Here is a 19,149-nt window from a genome sequence, read left to right as displayed (position 1 = left end):
GACTATATCCTTGTCGTGATTAGTTCATTAAGTTCAGAAATGGTCCTTACTTCTTAGAGCAGAGCCTAATTTTTTTAGCCTGTGGAGTCAAGAGTGCAAGGGGGTCTTCTAGGGGCTAGCCTTCTTCATCTAAATCCTGGCTTAGCATTTGGCAAACTTCCCAAATCGCGTTATAGTTCGTTCGCGGTCATCAGGGAGTAGGCTGTCTCATGTAAATCATCAGCATGGGTGTCATTCAACAAGGAGTGTTTTATGGGCAAGCCCTCTGCACGTTTAGGCGACAACCACAGCTGTCCTGCCGTTACCGGTAAAACCCCGCATGTTGGCGGCCCCATTTCCAGCGGCTCTAGCGATGTTTTTATAGGCAATCAACCGGCGGGGCGTGTGGGTGATAGCCTGGTGTGCAATGGCCCTCCGGATACCCTTGTCAGTGGTTCTGCCACGGTGTTTATCAATGGTCGCCCTGCCGCGCGCATGACCGATTCCACCGCCCATGGCGGGGTGATTATCGGTGGACTGGGGTCTGTGCTAATCGGTGATGGCGCAGCCGCTAGTTCAGGTGAAGGCGAAGCTGACCAAATTGCGCCCTGCTCCCCCAACTGTGGCAATCCGGTTAACCCGATTCTCGGCTCCAAGTTACTGCCCGCCACCACTGACTTTGCGTTGCCAGCACCGGCTCCGTTTGTTTTTAGCCGTGGTTATGTTTCCAGCAATGCCAACATCGGTATACTAGGGCAAGGCTGGTCAGTCACGGGTAACAACTTGCGTTTAACCCTCCAGCCTATAGAAACACCGGAGTCTAATGGAACAGACGCCACGGATGCGTTAGCAGAGTTTGACGACTTCGCATTAGAGCACAGCACCGAAGTCACGAATCAGCCAGTTAATCAATTGATCTTGCATGATGCCCATGGTCGGCGGATTCGCTTTTCAGAATTAGCCCCCGGTGCTGTGGTCTATTCAGATTCTGAACAATTTTGGTTGGCCCGTGGCGGTGTTCAAGACCTATCCGATCAACAACCCACACAGTCCACAAACTCACATCCAAGCCAGCACCCCGCGTTTAACGGTCTACCTGAATCTGAAACTCTTGATGAAAATCTCTACTTCGTATCCACCGGCCAGCGTGTCTATCTGCTTAAACCCTGTGCACTGGATTGGCAGCTAGCCGCTGAATATACCCAACAGGGTTACGGCACCACCTATGAACGTGATGCCGCCGGTCTGATTCAGCAGGTGATTGACAGTGCTGGCCGACGCTACCAGTTTCATTATCAAGTGGCTGCCAACCCCGAACCTGACGACCCCAAGGTGCGCTTAAATGCGGTCGATGTCGATGGCGAAGCTGCCTGCCAACTGGTTCAATTTGATTACAACGCCACGGGTGATTTAATCGCTGTCCGCGATCGTACCCATCGAATCGTAATAGAGTATCAATGGACTCAGCATATACTAACCGGTTACACCCAGCCGGGCCGTCGCACCATGCACTACGAATGGACCGAGCACACACCGCAAGGCAAGGTACTCAAACAGATTGAAGAAGACGGCCTGACACGCACATATGATTATCAAGACACCTTCACCCGTGTCACCGATAATCTCGGACGTGAGGAGCGTTATGCCTTTACCGGCAGCGGCCCTAATCTACGCTGGAGTGCACATCACCGCGCGGACGGTAGTGAAATTCACTACAGCTACAATAAACAGGGCCAGCGGTTATCTGAGATCGACCCATTGGGTGGCGTCACCAGTTATCAACGTGATGGCTACGGTCAGCTGATTTATGTTTCTCTACCGGATAAACAGCACTACCGCTACCAACGGGATGCCAATGGACGTCTGACACAGACCCAAGCTCCTGATGGTGCAACCCATCAGTTTCAATATGATGATCAGGGCAATATCTCTGCCATCACTGATGCTCTTCAGCACACCTCGCAGATTGAGTATGATTACCCGAGCTTACCGGACAGACCCACACGACGCATTGATCCAGAAGGCGCAACGCACCACTATACCTGGACAGACCTGGGCCAACTGGCCAGTGTCACCGATTGCTCTGATCAGACCACCCAGTATGAATATGATGTATGGGGGCAATTGATTCGAGTCACCGATCCACTGGAGCAGATCACCTGCTTCGAATACAACGCCGTTGGCCAACGCACCGCTGTCATCTTGCCGGATCGCAGCCAGTTGCACTACACCTACAATAACGAGGGCTTGTTGAGTGAGGCCCGCGATGCCAAGGGGGTAATTCAGTCACTGCGTTACGACGCTAAAGGCCAGGTCATTGCCGAGACCGATGCCAATAACCATACCCGCCGTTATCGTTATGACCTGGCCGGTCGTCCGATTGAAATCACCAACGCCAATGGCGCGACCTATGCGTTTGAGTATGACACCCTGGACCGGGTGGTGCGCGAGGTCGGCTTTGATGGCCGTGAACGTCACTATACCTATAACCTGCGCGGGGATCTGATCCAGCAGCAGGAAGTGGTCAACGGCGAAACGCAATCCACGACCTTGCATTATGATGCCCTCGGCCGTTTGCTGGCCCGTGAACTGCCTGCTACCGAAATGGCACCCGAACAGGTGGAGCACTTCCGCTACGATGCCGTCGGTCGCCTGGTCCAGGCGGATAATATTTATGCGCGGGTTGAATGGACTTACGATCCCTCTGGGGCGCTCCTGATTGAACAGCAATGGCATAAAAACGCGCACCTCGCACTGCAACGTGCTGAAGTCGAGCCACCGGAATGCGACCAATTCCTGCCCCCTATACCGGTTAAAGAGGTTGTCTGGGAGTGGCATAATCAAACCGAATACAACTCGCAGGGCCTACCCACGCTGACCCAACAGGGTGAACATCCCATGGGCTGGCTCACCTACGGCAGTGGGCATTTGCTGGCATTACGCCTGGGCACCCTGGAGTTCTCTATTGAACCCGATGCCCTGCATCGGGAGCAGACGCGTCAGATTCAGGTCAGAGATCAGGCACAGCCTCTGCTGACACGCGAACGCCGTTACAACCCAGTGGGTTTACTGGCGGCCCAACGCGATATCTATATCAGCGGTGAGCAACACCTCTCCGATCAAAGCCACCCGATTCAGATCCATCAATACCGCTACGATGCCCGTTTTCGTTTAACCGGCCTTACGCAATCAATCCCAACCTCAGAGCCCAACACGCCACTGATCACACAGGTGGCGCAGACGTTTGAATACGACCCTGCCGGGCGCTTAACCGGCAGTGCATTACAAAGCCCAACGGGCAACCATGAACACCACTACGCGCTGGACCCTGAAGGAAACCGCATCAACGGCCTGCCCTCCAGTCAAAGTACCTGGTCGACTAACCGTATTGATCAATACCAGCGTGCCGAATACCGCTATGACAATGCCGGTAACCTGATCGAAAAACGTACCCCTTACGATCTGCAGTCCTTTGAATACGACGGCTTACAGCGGCTCTCCAGCGTCACACGCCAGCGGCCCGGCTACCCAACCACGAAAACCTATTACGTCTACGATGCCCTGTCGCGGCGCATCGCTAAACAAGTGTTCCCCGAACGCTGCCCGAGCCAGCTCACCCGCTATGGCTGGGACGGAGATCAACTGGTGCATGAAGACACTGGCGAACAACGCACCACAGTGTTCTACGAACCCAGTAGTTTTGCGCCCCTGTTTAGAGTCGATGAACTCGGCATTGATGCCCTCGAAGCCAGTGGACTGACACTGGAACAATTTAACGACCACAATATCAACACCCCACGCTACAGCGCCTTCATCACCAACCACCTCGGCACCCCGACCAAACTGATCGACGAAGACGGCCACCTGCTCTGGAGCGCAGAACCCGATGACTGGGCAGCCATCAAAAACGAACGCACGGTGCCGAACCTACAACAACCGATTCGTTTTCAAGGCCAATGGCTGGATGAAGAAACCGGACTGTATTACAACCGCTATCGTTACTATGATCCCAAGCAAGGGCGGTATATCACCCAAGATCCGATTGGATTGGCGGGTGGGCTGAATAGCTATGCGTATGTGGCCAATCCGACCGGGTGGGTTGATCCGTTGGGGTTGCATCCTTTGCTTTCGGGCCTTGCTCGTGTCGCAACAAGGATTAGACAAGCTTCTACAGCTATTACAGTAACACAAGCACAGCAAGCCAATGACATAGGAAATGCCATTAGTAACGCTAGAGCCTTACCACAATGCATATATCATGACAAGATTATGCCATCTCAAATACCTCCGATTGAAGAGCATTTCCGTGAAATAGCGGATCAAACTCGTCAAACCAAAATTGAGGGGTGTGAAAGCGATCGACGCAATCAATTGCAATCGGGTGCACGTTATTCCCTTGAGGATATTCAGGCAAACTATAACCTGTGCATTATGGATGCTGAACGCGACATAGGGGAACAAATCGCTGCAGATGCAACCAGGGTGAAGGATATAGTTGCAGATCAACAGAAACGCACGAGGGAGCTATGCCTTCCTGGCGTTCCAAACCCATAATGCTAAAATCTAATATGCAGAAAAAAATAGCGACAAAGCAAAGTAACAAAACGATAACCATTTGGTATTTCATTATATGGATAGCCATCATCGCACTGTTTGGATTATTTTTTTATTTTTATATAAATAAACAGCGTTTAGCCTACGAAATTTGGGAATACAAAACTTTGAGCTTCTCTATGTCTGAAATGACAATATATGATAACGCTCTCATTTTTTCTGATGAAACAAATCACCTCTATTCCCTTTCGCTAGATGGCACTCTCAACTGGAAACTAGATTTAGAATGTCCACTAGAAAACAAACTTACGGTTAGTGATGATTTTATCATCATAAGCACAAATGCTGCTTATCAGACCTTTTATCCAGACACCGTTACAAATTGCCGAAATCCACAGCGCATACATGTTATTGGAAAAGCAGATGGAAATGTTCACGACATAGTAAAAACAAATCGCAGTATCATGGCATACTTAGCAAAAAACGAACGTATTTTTTTTTCCACAACACTTGAGCTCTATGAGAAGTCAGTTACCAGTCAATCTATTAATCTAATAATGGGTTTTGATCAAAACGATACAAGGCTTAGCGGGTTTAATTCGGATTTTTATATTCATAACAATGTATTATATATGAAAAACCTATATCAAGACGTATTTTCATTTAACGTAGATACGCATGAGTTAAAATGGCGTTATACCTCTGACTGGAATAATGAAGAAAAAGATTCAGTTGAACCAACATTGAACTCACGTTCACTCATCTATGATGAAGGTGTCATTTACACCGTCAATAAAGTACAGCACTCTACTGCCGCCGATGTTTATGCCTTTGATGCTGAAAGCGGCGTTATTCTAGGCCGTTACCATATTGAAGCCGGAGCAAGCCCAGGGCGCCTATCGGCTTCAGAGAAACATATTTATATTCCATCTGTCGATGCCCGTGTCCATGCACTGCGAAAACGTGACCTTATACCTGTTTGGGATGTGCCAACCAGAGGTAGTATTCGAGGCGCAATGGTGCCGTACAATGGGGTAGTCTATGCTGGCACTCAAGCCGGCGGTATCATTGGCCTTGATGAAAAAACCGGTGAGCGGGTGTATTACTACCCAACAGAACACCCCATCCCACGTTCGCTCGCCATACAAGATGGCATTATTTATTTTGCAACCAATGGCGGGTCGATCCATGCTGTTCGGTTACCTGACGAGCTGACAGTAGTGAGAAATTGATCGATAGACTGTACCAAAGTATTTTCTTGCGAAGAGATCGGGATCAGTAAAAATTTAAAACCAACAACACATCAAGAAACTAACGCTCTTTAACAAAACGCAATCAAAACACACAGTAGCACAGAAATCTGTCGTGCTACTGTTCTTAATTGATTGAACAGCCATCTAGCGTCACTGATTGTTCAAGATTACCAATATTCAAGGGGTCAGCCTTCTTGATATAACCAGACTGTTATGAATAAACTTTCAGCATGAAAGCCATTCAACAAGGAACGTTTCCTGAATTCAGATAATAACCGCAACACTCATGTGACGTACTAGGTCGGAGGGAGGTCAGCTTGTGCTGCATTAACCCTCCTTGATCAATACAAGCCGCCATAAAGATAAGCACAAAGAGCAAGCCTATCAGATTAAACAGGCCATACGCATCAATCGATCTCTAATGCTCTGCTCTTTGGTGTCAGTTATGTCCATTTGCGTTGGTTTCATCAACTATAACTATCCATTGTATGCTTTTTATTGCGTCTGCAGCCTTGCTCGGATTTCACGCTGCTCGGCTGGGGTTGGCGGTGGATAAGGGATGCCTTTTTCGATGAGAAGCGCCTTAATCTGTTCTCCAACATGACCTAGTTGTCGACGTGAACTAGACTCAATATCGTATATATTAGTTGCTATAGAACCACCTGTGCTTGATATTAGGTTCGGAGCAGCCCCTCTCTGCAGTAAATTCAAAGAAAAATCATAACCGCTAACATAGACTGCATACAATGCAGCATTTCTCCCAGAATTATCCACTGCATCCATATCAGCACCGGCCGCCAGCAGAATTTCAAAATGCTCCCAGTTGTCTTGACTTATAGCTTTGAATAAAGGGCGCTGATTTGTTGTATTTGTAGAATTAGGGTCTGCACCATACTGCAACAACAATTTCAGTAAAGGGGTGCTATTTCCTCCAGCTACAAACATTAATGGCTGTGTATAACTAACCCCAAGTCTATCCGTATACTTCACCGGAAAATTAGGATCTGCTCCTAACTGCAACATCAGTTCTGTCGCTTGCAGATCCCATTGCATGATAATCCACAACAATGGCGTAATATCCTCCCGCCCATTGATATTTAAATCTAACCCTTGATCTAAAATGGACTGAGCCCGCTGCCGATCTTTACCCTTTACTGCATTTAAAAAAGACGCCATCGGTTCATCAAAGTATTGATCCGCTGGAAATTGTTTGTTGTTCATTGCTGTACCTACCTGTAAGCATCCGGTTAAAAGTATAAGAAGACCTAAACACATCAAGATCCATAATATGCGCTGCTGCAAATCACTGGTCATAACATTCCTTTGGAATAATTCGATAGGGTTTGTATATCTTCCTGTTTTTGTGTTTCTATCCCTTGTATTACTTGATTCATTCCATGTCGAGCCAACGGATCCCCCCCTTCTGCGCTTGGCAAGGTAGACAAGCTACCGGATGCCTTAGGCAACCAGTTTTATTCAAGGGGTCAGCCTTCTTGATATAACCAGACTGTTATGAATAAACTTTCAGCATGAAAGCCATTCAACAAGGAACGTTTCCTGAATTCAGATAATAACCGCAACACTCATGTGACGTACTAGGTCGGAGGGAGGTCAGCTTGTGCTGCATTAACCCTCCTTGATCAATACAAGCCGCCATAAAGATAAGCACAAAGAGCAAGCCTATCAGATTAAACAGGCCATACGCATCAATCGATCTCTAATGCTCTGCTCTTTGGTGTCAGTTATGTCCATTTGCGTTGGTTTCATCAACTATAACTATCCATTGTATGCTTTTTATTGCGTCTGCAGCCTTGCTCGGATTTCACGCTGCTCGGCTGGGGTTGGCGGTGGATAAGGGATGCCTTTTTCGATTAGAAGGGCTTTAATCTGTTCTAGCAGTGGTCCAAACTGCATACGCGAATCAGATTCTACCTTATATAAATTAGTGGCTATAGAGCCTCCTGTACTCGAGATTAAGTTTGGTGCAGATCCTCGTTGTATTAATTCCAAAGCAAATGCGTATCTACTAACGTAAACAGCATGTAAAGCAGCATTAGCACCTGAATTATCCACTGCATCCATATCAGCACCGGCCGCTAGCAGAATTTCAAAATGCTCCCAGTTATCCTGGCTTATAGCTTTGAATAAAGGACGCTGATTTGTTGCATTTGTAGAATTAGGATCTGCACCATACTGCAACAACAATTTCAGTAAAGCGGTATTATTACCACCAGCAATTATGGCCAGTGGTTGACTATAAGTGACACCAACCAGCCTATTTGAATACTTAACTGGAAAATTTGGATCCGCACCCAACTGCAACATCAACTCCGTCGCTTGAAGATCCCATTGCATAATGATCCACATCAGTGGTGTGATGCCTTCACGACCATTAATATTCAAATCAAGCCCTTGATCACGTACCGACTGTGCTTGCTGACGATCGTTTCGTTTAACTGCATTTAGAAATGCTACCATCGGTTCATCAAAATATTGATCCGCTGGAAATTGTTTGTTGTTCATAGCTGTTCCTACCTGTAAGCATCCGGTTAAAAGTATAATGAGACCTAAGGACATTAGGGTCCAAAATGTGCGCTGTTGTATATCACCGGTCATAACATTCCTTTGGCATGGTTGGAAATGGTTTGAATATCTTCTTGCTTTTGTGCTTCTATCCCTTGTACAACTTGATCCATTCCATGTCGAGCCAACGGATTTCCCCCTTTTACGCTTGGTAAAGTCGACAAGCTACCGGATGCTTTAGGCAACCAGTTTAGTCCGGCAAAGCCCATTCCCGTTATAAAAGCTCCTACAGGGCCTGCCACCTTGGCGGCAAGACCTGTGACTAAGGCTTTTACACCTGTACTTTGTGCTAAAGTCAATACTTCACCCCTAACGGCCTGGGATTGTATTAAAGCTCTCGTTTCTTCAAAAGATAAAGCACCGTTTTCCAACTCCCGTGAAAGCGTTTTAGGGTGCAGACCTGCTGAGTTAAAGGTATAGCCTTGAGCTCCCGTCACCCCTACTGCTGCACTCGCTAATCCACCTCCTAAAGAATGGCCAACATTCACAAAATCCCCATCTAAAGCTTCATCAACATGCCTACTCAACCTTATCGCCTGCGTATATTGCTCAGATTCAATCCCTAGGCCCTGCTGAGCGTTATTTTTCCAGTCTACACCTGAGGTTGTCCCCCTAAAGGTCAACATGGTTTCGCCAGTGATATCAGACTCAAATAGAGCGGCGCCAAAGCCGGTTTCATCATTTAAAAAATCGCTTGGTTCCAAGCCTTTTTCTATTAGCTCATCAGCACCAAGAGCCCTAAGGCCTTCAGGGGGTTCAGGTAATACATCTGATTCACCACGATAATAGGCATCGTGAGCGTAGACATACTGAGCGGCTTCAGCCCGTATGATGTTATCATTATTAAAATCTAGACGCTCACGGGCATTGGTCAGTTCGGGAATATCAGCTGTGGTGCTAATCAGCTCCTTGCGCATCTCATAGCGTTCTTTGCGTGTAATACCTTCTTCGGATTCCAACTGGGCAGCAGATGCCTCGGGCACACTACCGCCGACTTCTTTTCCACTGAACATCGCCAACCCGGCGGCCATGACGGGGGTAATGTTGGATAGCAGTGAGGCAGTCTCCGAGGCATCCGGCCCTTCAGGGCTAGCCCCTGACGCCACGCCGCAGTTGATATTGACCGTTCCTCCATCGATATTCACCGCACTGCCACCCAGAATATGAATGGTGGGGCTGTCGAGGTGGATGGCACTGGGCGTTAGCACGATTTTGGAGGCACCGCAGACCAGCTCGATGGTTTCACCCGCTTCGATGCTCAGGGTCTTGCCGACTTTTAAGCTGTCTTTGATGCCCACGCGTTGGATTCGAGATAAGCCGACAAGGCTTTGCTGCATGCCGCCCACGGTGAGGGTTTCATTCAGGCCCACCGCTTGAATGCGGGCTAAACCGACACTTTTGATCTCGGTTTTGCCGATGCTATGGGTGTGGTTTTTGGCAATCGAGACCTTTTCGTTACCACCCACGGTTTCTTTGCGGTTGTTGACGATGCTGATGGTTTCGTTATTGCCGACGTCTTCGGTACGGTCATGTTTAACGACGACCGTTTCATCCCGATCGATGGTTTTTTCCCGGTCGCGACCGACCCAATGGGTTTCATCGTTCTCGACTTCGATATCCTGGTTCTTTTCGGCGTGGATAAAGAGTTGTTCTTCGCCTTTCAGGTCTTCAAAGCGAATACAGTTGGCATTATCCGCCGTACCCCCTTTACTGGAGCGGGAGAGGACACCACTTTGGGTTTTGTTGGCGGGCAGGTTCCAGGGCGGCATCTGTTCGGCGTTGTAGACCCGACCGGTGATAATGGGGCGATCGGGGTTGCCATCGTAGAAGTCGACAATGACTTCCTGACCGATACGGGGTATGTAAATCGAGCCCCAGTTTTTACCGGCCCATTGATGACTGACACGGACCCAGCAGGAGCTATTCTCGTTATATTCGCCGTAACGATCCCAGGGAAACTGGACTTTGACCCGACCGAACGCATCGGTGTAGATCTCTTCGCCTGGAGGGCCCACCACCCTGGCGTGCTGTGGGCCGAGCATTTTGGGCCAACCGGTTTTTAGTGGCGGTCGGTAGACGCGTGAGGCGGGCATGCACACAAAACAGTTTTCGTAATGGCGTGTCTCTTCATCGCGGCTGGTGTAGCTGTAATCCGCCGCATCGTGCTGGATGCTCACCAACAGATAGGTATCGAGTTCACCGGGGTTGTCATCGTGTCGGGATAGATCAAAGGTGTGGCCTGTGCGGAAGGTGCGGCAGGTACTTTTGCCCAACACCTGATCATGCAGCGCTTCGTCGTGTTCGATACGCAGGCGTGTGAGGCTCTCACCCAAGCCTTTGTTGTAATAACGGCCCGGGTAAAGATACTGCTCATAGTGACCTATGCCCGGCACGTCCATGTCCCCTTTGATACCGGTTTGCATCACATCGGATGGTTTTTTAAAGTCGTAATCGCGTTTGGCGTAGCGTCCGGTACGAAAGCTGTGCTGGTGTGACCAACTATGAATAGTGTGCGCACTTAAGGAACCGGTGCGGAAGGTGACTGAACTTTCTTCACAGGTTTCCGGGGCACTGCTATGGTCTGCCAGCACGAGGATATGCTGGCCTTGGCTGTGCTTGAAGAAGTAGTAGATGCCCTCTTCTTCAAACAGACGGGATAAAAAGGTGAAATCACTTTCCTGATACTGCACACAGTAATCACGGACAGGGTGCTGACCGATCAAGCGAAATTCAAAATCACTGAAACCGTTATCGGCAAACACCTCACTGGCAATCTGGCGGATATTTTTGTGCTGAAAGACTTTGGAGTCACTGGTTTGGGTTAAAAACCATAACCAGGGCACGACTTCTGCCGAGTAACAGCGTAAGTCTTGCAGCTGACTGCCTTCACCCCGAAACTGGCGTACAAAACCGTTAATCACTGTATGTGAGTCAGTTTTGAGGCCCTGATCATCCGCTTGCATCAGCTTGAGGGTGACGTTTTTACCAACAATCTCAGCAGGTAAAATCGACTGACGGATGGAGTACATCTCTATTTCTAACGAAAACAAGCTCGACAGAGCCTCCTCGCCTTCAACACGGGTGAGTAGGACCGTGTCTTGACCCAGGGGGCTGTCCATGGACAGCAGGCGAGATTGTTGTGAAAAATGAGCCATGGTATTTCCTTTACAAGCACATGTGCGGAACACAGCGTCCTATGCTAAGGCGCACTCGTCCTTTTCGCTTAACCTTGTACTGCTTAGGTCAATGGTATGATGTGCAGTTAAAAAATGTCTACTGGATAGTCATCTAGTAGACATTGATTCCGCCTAAGCTTATAGCTTAACGCCCAGTGCAATATCGTAACCCGCAGGTACGCTACCTTCTGGACGGTGAGCTTCATCCCATGGAGTGTATTTCATCTCAATCTTGGTAAAGTTGAGTGTGATCGACTCTTGTGGACGATTGTCTTCATCGGCTGATACGCTGTAGCCACTAACCTATTCCGCTTCGGCTTATGGCTACTAGGCATACGACACCAAACCACCGAGAAGCATTGCCCTTGGCAGAATGGTCGGATCGAACGCTTCTTTGGCACCTTCAAAACCCATATCCGCCAAATCCTGATTGAGGATGCCACGCAACTGGGTAAGCAAGTGCCCACTTTTTTTGGGTGGAATATCCAGATTCGACTGCACCAGAGTCTGGGAGGACGAACACCCGCTGAAGTCTGGCTAGGTCTTGAACCACCTAAGGCGAGTAGCTGGTTCTATGTGTCATTATGGCATGGCGCATTACGTGGTTTTTACGCACCACCCACATAATCAATAAACATTGCTCTTTAAAAAACAACACAAACACACTGTCCGCAAAGAACAGGGGCATACCCTACTCGAAAGCAGCCCAATGCCGAAAAAAGTGAGTGTCGGTTGCTAAAAATAGGCGTTTTAAAGCTGTCATTTGACACTCGATTGCACATATCTAACGCAAAACTGATCGAAGCTTAATCAATTTTATTGGTTTTCACATACCCAACTGCCTTGCGGACAGTGGACGGGACACCGTAACTTGAGTAGTAAACCCTAATAGAAAAAAATCACCTCCAATTAGCAATGATATCGTCATATTCTAGAAAGTTCGTCACCCCTATCACAGCCTCTTCTACAGAAGAACGGGAAAAAACGCCCTCAACTCGCTCACATAAGTTATCTAGACGACTGGCATTACCCCTCCAGTCTTCTGGATTATCAAAAAATTTCAACAGATGCAGCGAGCCATCCCCCAATGATTCAGCACACATAGCCTCATCTACTAAATCGACCAGTTTGACACCATGCTGCGCTAGCAACCCATCAGAGAGTAACGTATACCAGTAAACACCGGAAATGTATTGATCCAGTTTCCGGCCTATCCAGTCCTCAACGTGGTTTTTTCCTATCGTGATATAATACCTGTTGCGGTGATCGTATTCACCATCTTCGCAAGCATATCCAAATACTGGTTTACAACCGATCAAACTCTGAAACAGCGCTATACTCAACTCTCCAGATAAGTCTTCGGTCAACCAAAGAGTAACTTCAGCATAACCACTACGTGGCGTTGAGATATCAATACAGGTTTTATTTTCAGAGTACAGGAAAAAACCGATGGAGTTTTCCTTCAGAAAAGTCTGGAAGCGTTCCGTATCTGACAGCACATTAGCCTTAATAACTCTACCTTCGTCCTCTGCAAAATATATTGGTCGAATCGACTCTGGCAACACTGTTAGCGCTTCCGTAAGAACTCCAGAATCGGTGCCATTTTTAAAATAAAGTTTCGTCTTAATCATCACTGAGGTCCTAAATCATCGCGTCTGATAATTCGATCAAACGCCTCTCTAGTTTGCGGGGTGACATGAGTCCTTTCTCCCGTAACCAACACCGACTCACGGCCTGATTGCCTTGCTGCTTCGGTCTGGATGCGAACTTGCCTTGTGCATGCTACACTTTTACAATCTTTGACTTCAATTGAGCGGGTAGATGTCATCGCATCAGGTATAGCATTTCCTTCATCTGTGCTAACTTTTTTTGTATTTTTTGGTAACCCAAGATCATCTAAAACTCTAGCTTCTGATGCACGCCCTCTAGCAAGCGGTCCTGCTACATCATCCCCAGCCTTAGCTACCTTACGCACTCGCAAGCCGGTTTGTGCCGCTTTCAAAACCCCCTTACCACCCGGGATAATGCCCGCAATGATTCCTGCGGCTGCCCAAGCGCGGCTAGTCTCTTCTCCCGTAATATAATCTTTACCCGATACCAGCTCAACAACGGATTGGACTGACCCAGCAACAGGAACAACACCTACGCCGATCGATACCGCATCACGAACACCAAAACCCGAATCACCTTCTCCTTCTGGTGCAATGATATTACTTTCACCAGCCATGCTAATGGGGGCTGCACTGGGATTGAATGGGCTTATATTCAATGCAGGACTTGGCGTGTCCGTTGCGACCGTGGTATGGATTAAGGGCGATGACTGCACGGGTGATGCTACCATCGGTGCAGGCTGTGCAGAAGGCGCGGTATCAACTGCAGATGGTGCATCGGGTGCCGTCAGTACATCCATCGCTTGCAGTGATGCTTCTTCTGGTTCATCCGGCCCCTCTGGACTGGCTCCCGATGCCGCTCCGCAGTTGATATTGACCGTTCCTCCATCAATATTCACTGCACTGCCACCCAGAATATGAATGGTGGGGCTGTCGAGGTGGATGGCACTGGGCGTTAGCACGATTTTGGAGGCACCGCAGACCAGCTCGATGGTTTCACCCGCTTCGATGCTCAGGGTCTTGCCGACTTTTAAGCTGTCTTTGATGCCCACGCGTTGGATTCGAGATAAGCCGACAAGGCTTTGCTGCATGCCGCCCACGGTGAGAGTTTCATTCAGGCCCACCGCTTGAATGCGGGCTAAACCGACACTTTTGATCTCGGTTTTGCCGATGCTATGGGTGTGGTTTTTGGCAATCGAGACCTTTTCGTTACCACCCACGGTTTCTTTACGGTTATTGACGATGCTGATGGTTTCGTTATTGCCGACGTCTTCGGTACGGTCATGTCTAACGACGACCGTTTCATCCCGATCGATGGTTTTTTCCCGGTCGCGACCGACCCAATGGGTTTCATCGTTCTCGACTTCGATATCCTGGTTCTTTTCGGCGTGGATAAAGAGTTGTTCTTCGCCTTTCAGGTCTTCAAAGCGAATACAGTTGGCATTATCCGCCGTACCCCCTTTACTGGATCGAGTGAGGACACCACTTTGGGTTTTGTTGGCGGGCAGGTTCCAGGGCGGCATCTGTTCGGCGTTGTAGACCCGACCGGTGATAATGGGGCGATCGGGGTTGCCATCGTAGAAGTCGACAATGACTTCTTGACCGATACGGGGTATGTAAATCGAGCCCCAGTTTTTACCGGCCCATTGATGACTGACACGAACCCAGCAGGAGCTGTTCTCGTTGTATTTGCCGTAACGATCCCAGGGGAACTGGACTTTGACCCGCCCGAACGCATCGGTGTAGATCTCTTCGCCTGGAGGGCCCACAATCATGGCGTGCTGTGGGCCGAGCATTTTGGGCCAACCGGTTTTTAGTGGCGGTCGGTAGACGCGTGAGGCGGGCATGCACACAAAACAGTTTTCGTAATGGCGTGTTTCTTCATCGCGACTGGTGTAGCTGTAGTCTGCGGCGTCGTGCTGGATACTCACCAACAGATAGGTATCGAGTTCACCGGGGTTGTCATCGTGTCGGGATAGATCAAAGGTGTGGCCTGTGCGGAAGGTGCGGCAGGTACTTTTGCCCAACACCTGATCATGCAGCGCTTCGTCGTGTTCGATACGCAGGCGTGTGAGGCTCTCACCCAAGCCTTTGTTGTAATAACGGCCCGGGTAAAGATATTGCTCATAGCGTCCGATACTCGGTACGTCCATATCACCCTTGATACCGGTTTGCATCACATCGGATGGTTTTTTGAAGTCGTAATCGCGTTTGGCGTAGCGTCCGGTACGAAAGCTGTGCTGGTGTGACCAGCTATGAATAGTGTGCGCACTTAAGGAGCCGGTGCGGTAGGTGACTGAACTTTCTTCACAGGTTTCCGGGGCACTGCTATGGTCTGCCAGCACGAGGATATGCTGGCCTTGGCTGTGCTTGAAGAAGTAGTAGATGCCCTCTTCTTCAAACAGACGGGATAAAAAGGTGAAATCACTTTCCTGATACTGCACACAGTAATCACGGACAGGGTGCTGACCGATCAAGCGAAATTCAAAATCACTGAAACCGTTATCGGCAAACACCTCGCTGGCAATCTGGCGGATATTTTTGTGCTGAAAGACTTTGGAGTCACTGGTTTGGGTTAAAAACCATAACCAGGGCACGACTTCTGCCGAGTAACAGCGTAAGTCTTGCAGCTGACTGCCTTCACCCCGAAACTGGCGTACAAAACCGTTAATCACCGTATGTGAGTCAGTTTTGAGGCCCTGATCATCCGCTTGCATCAGTTTGAGGGTGACGTTCTTACCGACAATCTCAGCAGGTAAAATCGATTGGCGAGTCGAGTACATCTCGATCTCAAAGGAAAACAGACTGGAAAGCGCCTCTTCACCTTCAATGCGCGTCAGCAGCAAGGTATCTTGGCCTAAGGGGCTGTCGATTGACAACAGGCGAGGTTGTTGCGAAAAATGAGCCATGGTATTTCCTTTACAAGCACATTTGCGGATGAGGATGTCTAACTTATTAAACACACCAATCCTGTGTAATTAACCTTGTACTGCTCAGCTCAATGTTGTGTTTATCTACAAAATATTAAAGTGTCTACTGGCCTGCTCGACCAGTAGACACTTGCTTGAGGGCTTTTTACAGCTTGACGCCCAGTGCGATATCGTAGCCTGCAGGCACGCTACCTTCAGGACGATGTGCCTCATCCCACGGCGTATACTTCATCTCAACTTTAGTGAAGTTGAGCGTAACCGTTTCCTGCGGACGATTACTTTCATCCGCATTGAGGCTATAGCCACTAATCAGTGTATTCGTCAACGTATACTCCATATAAGTTTCGATACCATTAGGGCTGGTCTGCACCATGTGAATCAACGCTGTTTTCCCCTGCCCCACACAAGCTTCGGAAAAGAAGATGGGTGAGGTTTTATCCATTTTTGTTGTCAGCGTAATTTCACCTATGCTGGGAGAGGTGGATTCACGATCTTTACCCTGACCGGGTTTAGTAGAGAGACCTCGACTGACATTCCAACTCATTGAATCACACTCAACCCAATTTGAGTGAGAAGACTCAGTCACATCACCTTCTACGCCATCAATCTTAAGATATATAGCCATGTAAACATCCTTTTAGTTTGCATATAAAATACTACCTATTGTGACTTTCATCCCAATAAAGCAGCACAACTCACAGATACACGACTTCCTAAACATGTATCCATACCAAACCTGTCTTTCTGCTGCATCAGCAACAAAAAAACAGATTTATTCAGAGGTGGCGGGCACTTCGGGTTGGTACTCAACCCAATATTTAAAGTAGCCCTCATCACCACAATTTATACTTTTCCGATTACAGCTTTCATTGAATACAAGCTAAAATCATAAGTGTTATTATGAAAAAACTCCATCATATAAAGCTATATAATCTAGCTAAGGATTTTAACATTCAACTATCCTCTCAATATTTTTGAGAGAATGTCTTTAAAATAACCCTTCTTACCCAATCAATACTTCCATATCAAACCTATTTTATCTAACTTCTGAATTAACTATAATGCTATCTATATATGTGGCACCCTCACCTTTATAGGTGATCTCTACAACAAAATCCAAAATCTGAGATAAGATATATACTTGCTGTCCATCTTCACTATCAAAATAGAAAAATTCAAGATCAGTAGAAGAATAATCAAACCTCTGCACTGTACTCTTCAACCCTTCTAAAAATCGTTTTTCCTCTTCTGAAGCTGGGTTTGTGAAAGCGTTTTTAAAGAACGTGTAAGGAGAATTTTTTGAGCCAATAAACTCTATCTCTTCTTTATCTATCCACCGGTACACGATACTATACTCCGGCGCAGTAATAATGATTGAGTGCTCATCCAATAGCACTTTTTCGTACTGTTCAGGTAACGGCAATGAAATCCGACCTTTCAGAACCAGTTCTTTCCCACTGCTTAGATTTGTATCGTTATCTGTATGATCAATGTTATGCACCTGGCATGCTTGTATCATATGCATCACTAACAAAACAGCTATAATTTTCCATGCATTTTTCATATATATAGCCATGTAAACATCCTTTTAGTTTGCATATAAAATACTACCCATTTTGACTTTCATCTCAATAAAGCAGCACAACTCACAGATACACGACTTCCTAAACATGTACCCATACCAAACCTGCCTTCCTGTTGCACCGGCAACAGAAAAACAGATTTATTCAGAGGTGGCGGGCACTTCGGGTTGATACTCAACCCAATATTTGAAGTAGCTCTCATCACCAAAATCCATACTACTGCGGCAACAATTTTAATTGAATAAAACTGGTTCATAATTGTTAGACGTTCGATATTTATCATATAAATTAATTAAATTATTATTCATCAGGCTTAACCCTGCTAGAAAATTTTCTTTTAACCGGTCTAAACAGAGTGAAAATAAAAATAAGTGTCAGAAAAAAAGCGGTTACATACTTACCAAAAGTAGAGTAAAAAAACCATGATAATACTGCAATGACTACACATGATATTAATATCAGAATATTCTTAACCATAACGGTCACGCATACTCAAACGATAAGGGCGATTTTTTAGCTCGGATGCCGAAGCTATTCCTAAATGAATGGTCTTTATCAATCACCTGAGGATTTTGCGTATAAAATGTATTAATACCTTTAAAATGCAGATTATGCTGATGTGTAAAGACAAATAGGTCTGATATTCGCGAGCCACATCCAAGTGAACGACCACTAGCGACAGCTATACTTCCGATAATGGCACCAACATACGCAGAGGCACCAAATGTAGCTGCCACTTTCAATTTTTCAAGACCTGTTGTAGCGCCGATCAACTCGGCCACCGTAGCGCCCTTACCTAACGTTCTTAACGCATCAACCATAACAATGGCATGAGCAAGTGCAGTGTTGTAGCTATCGAATAGTGTCGAAGGAACCGGTAGTCCCAACGCCTGCATATTTTCGTTAAAGTATTTTTTGAAATCGCCTGAGTTATAACACCCACTCATTTTGTCTCTCCCTAGTTGAGTTAAACGTGCTTCAACAGCAGTTTGATTAAAGCTTAATCCCCAATGCGATATCGTAGCCTGCAGGCACGCTTCCTTCTGGGCGGTGCGACTCATCCCAGGGTGTATACCTCATTTCAATTTTAGTAAAGTTGAGCTTAATAGATTCCAGTGGACGATTAATCCTATCGGCAGATACACTGTACTCACTTACCAGAGCATTGGTGAGGGTATATTCCATATAGGTTTCTATACCATTAGGACTGGTCTGTACCATGTGAATCAAAGCAGTTTTACCCTGCCCTACACAAGCCTCAGAAAAAAGCACCGGAGAGCTTTTATCCATCTTAGTTACCAGCGCAATTTCACCTATACTGGGAGAAGTAGATTCACGATCTTTACCCTGTCCTGGTTTAGTAGAGAGGGCCCGACTGACATTCCAACTCATGGAATCACACTCAACCCAATTGGTATGAGTTGACTCAGTCACATCACCTTCTACGCCATCAATTTTAAGATATATAGCCATGTAAACAT

General features: G+C 47.3%; 12 protein-coding genes. 3 read left to right on the top strand and 9 right to left on the bottom strand.

Features of this window, described 5'->3' with window-relative positions:
• Positions 1-252: 252 nt before the first annotated feature.
• Together F5I99_RS04065 and F5I99_RS04060 are read left to right on the top strand one after the other, a co-directional pair.
• Entirely contained in the window at positions 253-4,533 is a 4,281-nt protein-coding gene (locus tag F5I99_RS04065) for an RHS repeat-associated core domain-containing protein (RefSeq protein WP_151053771.1), read from the top strand.
• The gene (locus F5I99_RS04060) at positions 4,506-5,765 is read left to right on the top strand and encodes an outer membrane protein assembly factor BamB family protein (RefSeq protein ID WP_151053770.1); all 1,260 of its coding nucleotides are present in this window, start codon (positions 4,506-4,508) and stop codon (positions 5,763-5,765) included. The genes F5I99_RS04065 and F5I99_RS04060 overlap by 28 nt, the downstream gene beginning before the upstream one ends.
• A 516-nt stretch (positions 5,766-6,281) precedes the next feature.
• Here F5I99_RS04060 and F5I99_RS04055 read toward each other — a convergent pair.
• The 3 genes from F5I99_RS04055 to tssI (F5I99_RS04045) form a co-directional block, all read right to left on the bottom strand.
• Complete coding sequence (locus F5I99_RS04055; RefSeq protein WP_151053769.1) at positions 6,282-7,100, bottom strand: ankyrin repeat domain-containing protein; 819 nt, start codon at positions 7,098-7,100, stop codon at positions 6,282-6,284.
• A gap of 480 nt (positions 7,101-7,580) precedes the next feature.
• Positions 7,581-8,309, bottom strand: coding sequence for an ankyrin repeat domain-containing protein (locus F5I99_RS04050; protein WP_191905947.1), 729 nt, complete (start codon positions 8,307-8,309; stop codon positions 7,581-7,583).
• 89 nt (positions 8,310-8,398) lie between these two features.
• Complete coding sequence (gene tssI, locus F5I99_RS04045) at positions 8,399-11,524, bottom strand: type VI secretion system tip protein TssI/VgrG (protein WP_151053767.1); 3,126 nt, start codon at positions 11,522-11,524, stop codon at positions 8,399-8,401.
• A gap of 354 nt (positions 11,525-11,878) precedes the next feature.
• On the opposite strand from tssI (F5I99_RS04045), the gene F5I99_RS19945 reads away from it, so the two are divergent.
• Positions 11,879-12,172: an integrase core domain-containing protein gene (locus F5I99_RS19945; protein ID WP_151058953.1), complete on the top strand. Its 294-nt coding sequence runs from the start codon at positions 11,879-11,881 to the stop codon at positions 12,170-12,172.
• Positions 12,173-12,444: 272 nt separating this feature from the next.
• Here the strand turns inward: F5I99_RS19945 and F5I99_RS04035 are convergent, their stop codons facing one another.
• The 6 genes from F5I99_RS04035 to F5I99_RS04010 all read right to left on the bottom strand — a co-directional run bounded on the left by F5I99_RS04035 (position 12,445) and on the right by F5I99_RS04010 (position 19,141).
• Positions 12,445-13,176, bottom strand: coding sequence for a hypothetical protein (locus F5I99_RS04035; RefSeq protein ID WP_151053766.1), 732 nt, complete (start codon positions 13,174-13,176; stop codon positions 12,445-12,447).
• Positions 13,176-16,064 carry a type VI secretion system tip protein TssI/VgrG gene (gene tssI, locus F5I99_RS19760; protein WP_151053765.1) on the bottom strand — a complete coding sequence of 963 codons (2,889 nt, stop codon included), beginning with the start codon at positions 16,062-16,064 and terminating at the stop codon, positions 13,176-13,178. Before tssI (F5I99_RS19760) ends, F5I99_RS04035 begins: the two co-directional genes overlap by 1 nt.
• 166 nt (positions 16,065-16,230) lie before the next feature.
• Positions 16,231-16,710, bottom strand: coding sequence for an Hcp family type VI secretion system effector (locus F5I99_RS04025; RefSeq protein ID WP_151053764.1), 480 nt, complete (start codon positions 16,708-16,710; stop codon positions 16,231-16,233).
• A gap of 411 nt (positions 16,711-17,121) precedes the next feature.
• Positions 17,122-17,661, bottom strand: a complete 540-nt coding sequence (locus F5I99_RS04020; protein WP_151053763.1) for a hypothetical protein — start codon at positions 17,659-17,661, stop codon at positions 17,122-17,124.
• 489 nt (positions 17,662-18,150) lie between these two features.
• Positions 18,151-18,729, bottom strand: coding sequence for a hypothetical protein (locus F5I99_RS04015; RefSeq protein WP_225307545.1), 579 nt, complete (start codon positions 18,727-18,729; stop codon positions 18,151-18,153).
• Positions 18,662-19,141 carry an Hcp family type VI secretion system effector gene (locus tag F5I99_RS04010; RefSeq protein WP_151053762.1) on the bottom strand — a complete coding sequence of 160 codons (480 nt, stop codon included), beginning with the start codon at positions 19,139-19,141 and terminating at the stop codon, positions 18,662-18,664. Before F5I99_RS04010 ends, F5I99_RS04015 begins: the two co-directional genes overlap by 68 nt.
• Positions 19,142-19,149 lie beyond the last annotated feature (8 nt).

Source organism: Nitrincola iocasae (assembly GCF_008727795.1).
Lineage (GTDB): Bacteria > Pseudomonadota > Gammaproteobacteria > Pseudomonadales > Balneatricaceae > Nitrincola > Nitrincola iocasae.
This window is presented reverse-complemented; position numbering and strand designations above follow the sequence as displayed.